Annotated in this window: 6 protein-coding genes; 3 read left to right on the top strand and 3 right to left on the bottom strand. The window is 37.6% G+C overall.

Features of this window, described 5'->3' with window-relative positions; translation table 11 throughout:
* Nucleotides 1–117: 117 nt before the first annotated feature.
* Nucleotides 118–1,224: an NADH-dependent flavin oxidoreductase gene (locus tag ACI48O_RS18785; protein ID WP_435563394.1), complete on the bottom strand. Its 1,107-nt coding sequence runs from the start codon at nt 1,222–1,224 to the stop codon at nt 118–120.
* A 240-nt stretch (nt 1,225–1,464) separates the two neighbouring features.
* Between ACI48O_RS18785 and ACI48O_RS18780 the strand changes: the two genes are divergently transcribed.
* Together ACI48O_RS18780 and ACI48O_RS18775 are read left to right on the top strand one after the other, a co-directional pair.
* Nucleotides 1,465–1,887, top strand: a complete 423-nt coding sequence (locus tag ACI48O_RS18780; RefSeq protein WP_435563393.1) for a MerR family transcriptional regulator — start codon at nt 1,465–1,467, stop codon at nt 1,885–1,887.
* Nucleotides 1,888–2,354: 467 nt separating this feature from the next.
* Nucleotides 2,355–3,932, top strand: a complete 1,578-nt coding sequence (locus tag ACI48O_RS18775) for a phytoene desaturase family protein (RefSeq protein ID WP_435563392.1) — start codon at nt 2,355–2,357, stop codon at nt 3,930–3,932.
* Nucleotides 3,933–4,403: 471 nt separating this feature from the next.
* Here ACI48O_RS18775 and ACI48O_RS18770 read toward each other — a convergent pair whose 3' ends face one another.
* Nucleotides 4,404–4,694 carry a hypothetical protein gene (locus tag ACI48O_RS18770; protein ID WP_435563391.1) on the bottom strand — a complete coding sequence of 97 codons (291 nt, stop codon included), beginning with the start codon at nt 4,692–4,694 and terminating at the stop codon, nt 4,404–4,406.
* Nucleotides 4,695–4,976: 282 nt separating this feature from the next.
* Nucleotides 4,977–5,846 (bottom strand): LysR family transcriptional regulator, encoded by an 870-nt coding sequence (locus ACI48O_RS18765; RefSeq protein WP_435563390.1) that lies wholly within the window; start codon nt 5,844–5,846, stop codon nt 4,977–4,979.
* A gap of 121 nt (nt 5,847–5,967) precedes the next feature.
* Here ACI48O_RS18765 and ACI48O_RS18760 point away from each other — a divergent pair, with 121 nt between their 5' ends.
* Nucleotides 5,968–6,852: a DMT family transporter gene (locus ACI48O_RS18760; protein WP_435563389.1), complete on the top strand. Its 885-nt coding sequence runs from the start codon at nt 5,968–5,970 to the stop codon at nt 6,850–6,852.
* Nucleotides 6,853–7,014: the final 162 nt, after the last annotated feature.

Raw genomic sequence — 7,014 nt, 5'->3', positions numbered from 1 at the left:
CCGTCTCCACGTATTTCTCTATGTTGTTCTTTAAATTATACAAAAAATACCCTATAGAAAGAGCACTTTTTTTAAGTGTCTATTCTATAGGGTACATTTTACCTTAGGACTACTTTTTTATTTACTAATATTAAACCAACCTGACCTTGCTTGAATTACATTCCATAGTTTTTCTGGAATATTAAGCTGGTCAAGTTTCGTTAAGTCCAACTCAGAAGCGATCTCGGCTTCAAGTCCATTTGCGACCTTTTCAACCCAATCAGGATTCATAATTAACGCATGCCCAATAGCTACAAGCGGTAAACCTAATTCCATGGCTTTAAGTGCATCATCTGATGTTATCATGGAACCAGCAGCCAACACAGGTACCTTACCGTTTGCTCTTTCAATAATTAATTCAAGCATTGTTTTTTCATCTTGACTATTAACTGGCTTTGAAGACACTTGACCTAATGAAGCATGTATATAATCTAAATTTTGTTCAATAAGGAAATCAATAAGTTCATATGTGTCTTCCATCCGTAATCCGTCCACTTTGGAGGATTCTTCAGGAGAAAATCGGTATCCTAAAATGAATGGTTTGGTAGCATATGTATCAATTACCTTTTTGATTTCTTTAATAATTGCTAATGGAAAACGCAGTCGATTCTCAAGAGTTCCGCCCCATTGGTCTGTCCGTTGATTGGTTGCTGGAGACCAGAAGTTTTGAATTAAAAATCCATGAGCCCCATGAATTTCGACACCATCAAATCCAGCTTCAATTGCCCTTCTCGTTGTGTCGCCAAAAGCACGAATAGTTGACAGGATTTCCTCATGTGATAGTTCTCTTGTTTCTACACTTGCCTCAGTTTGATATGCACTGGCACTGACTGTATCCAACCCAGGCAAGGCTTTATCGCCTGCATGAAAGATCTGAAGTACAGTAGGGGAACCTCCACTTTTGGCTGCATCAGCTAATTTTCGTAAACTGGGAATAAATTCATCGTTGTATCCAGCAAATTCATTCGTAAAGCCTTGCCCATTAGGTGAAACATGAGTACAACCTGTAATGACGAGTCCTACTCCATTTACTCTTTGTTTGTAATATTTTACCTCTTCATCCGAAATGGTAAGGTCCTCATTACTTGACCAAGTTGTCATAGGTGCCATAACGACTCTATTCTTGATTGTTATCCCGCTTCTGAATGTGAATGGTTCAATTAACTTACTGTATTTTTGATTCATTTTAATAACCTCGCTATCCTAAATTCTTCTAATGATGAAAGATTATCTTAGTGCATAATTGTTATCATGTTAAGCCATCAAAACTCTCCACATTAGAAGTCTACTTTAGTATAAATAGTTGACGTAAGGGTAAGACAAGAGTAAATGATTATAATGTGTTATACACAAGGTTATTGCTATAATATTCTTCCTCATGATATTCTTTTAGTTACTGTAACTGTAACTAAGGAGGAAAAGAGAATGTTGTATCCAATGAAATATGTAGTGGAGAACTTAAATATAACGGCAAAGACACTTAGATTTTATGAAGAACAAGGGTTACTGCAAGGTGTATCTCGTGATGAAATAGGTCGAAGAGTATATAATGAACAACTTGTAGATTGGATTTCTTTTATTCGTTGTCTTAGAGAAACAGGAATGCCACTTTCGAAAATTAAGGAATATAAGGAACTTTACGAACAAGGGAATTCTACCTTTTTGTATAGAGCAGAAATGTTAAAGCAACATAAATTGGAAGTGCAGAAGAAAATTGACGAAAGCATAAAAAATTTAGAAAAAATTAACTATAAAATCGCCATGTATGAACTTCAGAAAGAAGAGGTTACGAAAAATCCTAATCATAACTTTAAATGTCACCGTATGGAGAGTAAGATTGTGAAGTAATGAACTTACGCTAACGGGGGTAAGAGTTAAAGAGTGGAGCTGTCATTGCGGAAGCTTTTTCTTGTATGTCATCCGCTAATGCATTCGTTTTTTAAAAGTGTATTTATTCATAATCTACATTGTGATTGTTAGGTGCACAATTTCTAGTTTAAGGCATCTTCCTTGAAATTTGCCATTTTCCTCCACAAAAAGCCCACACTTTTATCGTTCTTCTGGCTTAACTAGTAGAATCTTAGAAATAAATTCTTTGAAAAAGATTAGTATAGTTGAAGCACAACTAGGTCCCGCGATTGTTCTAAAAATAAGTTAATAAAAATTAATATTAGCAGTTCTTCTTAAAATGTTTGAAGGGCCTTCCTATGTGGTAGGACATCCTAAAATATTTTATATATATGTCCTAGATTTAGTACTTATTATCAAAAAGCCATAATATCCTTTTACGTAGATATCGTAAAAGGAGAGATATGATGGATCAATTTGATGTAATTATTATCGGCAGCGGCCATAATGCGTTAGTAACGGCTGCCTATTTAACACGGGCCGGGAGAAGTGTATTAGTTTTAGAAAAAAATGACCGTCCAGGAGGATTTCTGCGCACAGAAGAACTAACACTGCCGGGTTTCAAACATGATGTCTATGCTGCTGCTCATCCGCTCTTTACAACCGGACCAGCGTATGCAGAGTTAAGAGAGGACTTAGAAGCACGCGGGCTTCGCTATTTAAATACAGACTTGCCGACTGGCGTTTCATTTGAAGACGGACGAACCGCAGTCCTACCTAGTTCCTTTGAGGAGCTCATCGCTGAGGTGGAACGGTTGGCTCCTGGTGACAGTAAAGCGCTGGCAGGCATGTTTGAACAGTTGAATCCTTATGTAAACGATGTTTTTGGATTATTTAACATGGATCTTTCCAGTTCAGAAGCTGCACCTATCATCCAGCGTTTACTTCATCAAGAAGGCGGTGTGGGTTATTCACCATTTGCAGCATCGCTCGTTTCCACGGCCCGTAATACGGTTAGTTCACTGCAGTCACCTGTGACGAAGGCGATGCTTGCTTCCTGGGTTACTCACCTTGGCCGCACACCGGATGAGGTGGGAAGTGGAATTTGGGTGCCGCTCACCGTAATGGCATTGATGGGCGGCGGAATGCCAATACCGGAGGGTGGCAGTGAGAAGTTAGTTCAAGCATTAGCTCAGTTGATCACGGACAAAGGCGGGGAAATTCTTACAAAGATTCAGGTCGAGCGGATTTTAGTGGAAAATGGTAGAGCAGTTGGCGTAAGGACCTCGACGGGGAAAAAATACCGTGCCAAACAAGCGGTCGTTGCCTCAACGACACCTGACCAGCTGTATCTTACTCTATTAGCCGATACAGAAATATCACCACCACTACGGGCGCAAGCAAAACAATTTCGATACGGCAGAGGCTGTGTACAAATTCATTTAGCTCTGAGTGAGCCACCAAACTGGCCGGATAAGCGGTTTAACCGTGTAGGTCAGCCACATCTAACAGATGGGCTAGACGGATTTTCCTTAGCCATTGCCCAAGGCGCAGCTAATCTGCTTCCGTCAAATCCAACCTTTACCGTAGACTGTTCGACAAATCTTGATCCTACGCGGGCACCGTCAGGAAAGGCCATTATGCGTATTCAAGTGCTGGAAGTACCTATAAGGCCAAGAGGGGATGCTGCAAATCTCATCGATGTGGGGGATGGGACATGGTCGCATGATTTGACAGAGCGTTTTACAGAACGCGTTTTAAACGTGGTCAGCAAGCATATATCAAACATCCCAAATGCGGTCATTGGAAAATACGTGGTCACGCCAGATACAATTGCGAAGTATAACCCGAATGCTGGTCCGGGGGATCCGTATGGTGGTGCACATGATTTAGGTCAGAGTTATCTTTTGAGACCATTACCAGGGCAGCCGGGTCATCAGACAGCAATTCCGAATGTGTATATGCTCGGGGCCGCCACTTGGCCCGGACACGGGGTAAATGGTGGATCGGGGTATATAGTGGCTCAGAAACTATTAACACAATAAGACATATTAACTTATGGAGTACAATCCAGAGTAAATTTAGATTGATTGAAACGTTTCATCAATTAAAGGGTCCCGATATTGGGTGCTATATTAATTACACAAGAATGGCACATGTATTGGCATACGTCTTTCCATCAGGACAATTTAAATGAAATTAAAGATTAATAAATAGAAGCCCCGAAAATTCAGGGCTTCTTTATTTGCATGTAACCATAAGACGGTCAAAATTTGATTGAAAAAAATATGTTTCCTTAATCTCATTGATTATTGTGGATGAATTAAGCCGCTAATGCGGAGTTTTGAGCCATTCATTGTGGGGAAAAGAGCCCTCATTTGCGGAACAGAGAACCATTAATAGAACTTACTCAATTATGTAATAATGCCAGCTATAGCATAGACAAATCGATTCTAAGTATTCGCAGATCGGGCCTTGATGCCTTCCAGATTATGCAATGGATAGGGTGTTACAAACTATATCGATACTTTTTTTGAACGATAATAAATCTCCAAACTCATTATAAATAAAGTGCTTAATCCAATTATGCCATATATAATGCCGGCCATTGATACACCCATTCCTTCAAATCCTTTTACCATACCAAGTCCAGATAAAGTCATTATAAGACCAATTAAGATGAATGATACTGAAATTAAAGCTACTAGGATTCTTCTTTTAAAATAAAGTGTAATACCAAAAATTGCTAGAAGTGTAATTGCATATGTAAACTGGTAATTCATAAGATTTATTAAAATATCCTTCAAAACAAGCTTCCTCCTATCCGAAACCACTTTTACATATTATACCATATAGTTAGGTGGCTACTTTCAAAATAAAGAAAAAGCTGCCGAATGACAGCTTAATTGTTCGAGGAGAGTGCCCGATTGCTGAAGAGTTGAAAATGCGGAAAAACATGTATTATTACCTGTCGAATATTTCCTTCAGTATCATAAAAAGTTCGGACCAGAGTATAGTCTCGAATCCATGATTTGAAATATTTCAAACAGACTTTCATATCTGTTTTACAATTTGATCTATATACTTACTCACTCTCTGTTCCTATATGATAAATATTCTAAAAATCTCTTAGAGGCAAGGGAAAGTGATTTTTGCTCTCTCATAGCAACACCAATATTTCTAAAAGCAGGAACTTCAAGCTCTTTCGCTATAATTTTGTGAGGAATACGCCGTAATATCAATTCTGGTAATATGCTGATTCCTAGCCCATTTTCCACCATAGACATAATGGCATAGTCATCCCATGTTGTAAAATTAACATGTGGTGAAAGATGGTGTTTCTCAAAAATTTCAGAGATTTCTGCTTTGGCCCCCTTTTCCAATAGCATAAACGGACTGTCTAGTAAGCCGTGGATAGGAAACTTTTCGCAATTGGCAAGAGGATGATTTTGTGGAATCACTACCATCAAACGGTCTTGTTCCAAAAATAAAGTTTCAAGTTCCGCTTTTGTTGGTAGCCGCAAAAATCCAAAGTCAACACGCCCATTTAGGATCCAGCTCTCAATTTCTGTATAATCACCAAGCAGAAATTCAAAATCGATCATTGGGTAATCCTTCTTGAAAATTTTAATCATGTTAGGGAGCCAATGGGATGCTACGCTGGAAAATGTCCCAATACGAATCATCCCAGACTCCATATTATTTAATTCATCGATCTGCTTCATTAAGATTTCATACTCATTGCAAATTCGCTTTAATTGGGGCAGTAACTTTAAACCATCTGACGTTAAATTGATACCGGCACGACCTCTTTCAAAAAGGAAAATCCCCCATTCCTTTTCTAAATCGTTAATCATCCGGCTAATCCCGGACTGTGAATAGTCCAATATTTCGGCAGCTTTTGTAAAACTACCCAATTCTACTGCTTTGACAAATGCCATATATTTTTGGATATTCATATCTCTACTCTCCCACCCAATCTGATTTTGTCATACTCACTATGATAAACATTCGTTTTTGTAATGTATGTGAGAATGATATGCTATTACTATTAAAAATTCAAGCTAGGGAAGGGATTTAATGATTCAGTTAATATTATCAATGGTCATTTTCGGTACAATTGGGTTAGTTGTCCGATATATTGATCTTTCTTCGAGCGAAAGAGCTTTACTAAGCAGTTTCATTGGATTCTTATTTTTAACATTAATATTCTTTATCATGAAGAAAAGAATATCATGGAGTTTAGTTAAATCGAATGCTTTTTTTTTACTACTTTCCGGTATTGCATTGGGTGGAAATTGGTTTTTTCTTTACCAATCCTACGACCATACAACCATTGCCAACGCAACGTTAGGTTACTACTTTGCACCAGTTTTTGTAATGCTTCTTTCTCCATGTGTACTTAAAGAAAAATTATCATTAAAAAAAACTGTTTGTATAATTGTTGCGATTATGGGTCTAGTTTTAATTGTAGGTGAAGGTGTGAGCGCATCTAAAAAAAATGATATCCTCGGACTTTCTTATGGATTGATTGCTGCTGCTTTTTACGCTGCTTTAATGCTGTTAAATAAATTTATTAAAGATATGGAAAAACTAGAGCTAACAATTATTCAGCTTGGAACAACCTCTCTACTTCTTATACCTTATGTTTTCTTGACTTCCGGTTTTGGTATATTTGAAGTATCCATTTCTGACATTCCTTTTATATTAATTTTAGGGATCGTCAATACGGGGATTGGATTTTGGTTATTCTTTTCTGGTATGGAGAAATTAAAAGGACAAAGTATCGCGATGCTGAGTTATGTAGATCCATTTGTAGCAATACTGATTTCGGCAATGATCCTGCAAGAGCAAATGACATTTGTTCAGATGCTTGGAGGTGCATTACTTTTAGCCTCAACATTTGTTAGTGAAATAAAATCAGTCAAATTTTCAAAACGATTAATGAAAACTCCAGCTAAATAATGAGAAAACAGTGGATAGCATTTGTTTTTCCCTTGTTTTAATTTTAAAGTTGCTATTGAAAGTGAGTTACTTCACAATCTGGCCCTTATCTTAAATAAGGTTAAGAAATGCTCATCCATAATATCTGATTTTCTAGAGTCACGAATTATTTATTTTACACTT

This window comes from Neobacillus terrisolis, assembly GCF_051233475.1.
Lineage (GTDB): Bacteria > Bacillota > Bacilli > Bacillales > Cytobacillaceae > Bacillus_BU.
This window is presented reverse-complemented; position numbering and strand designations above follow the sequence as displayed.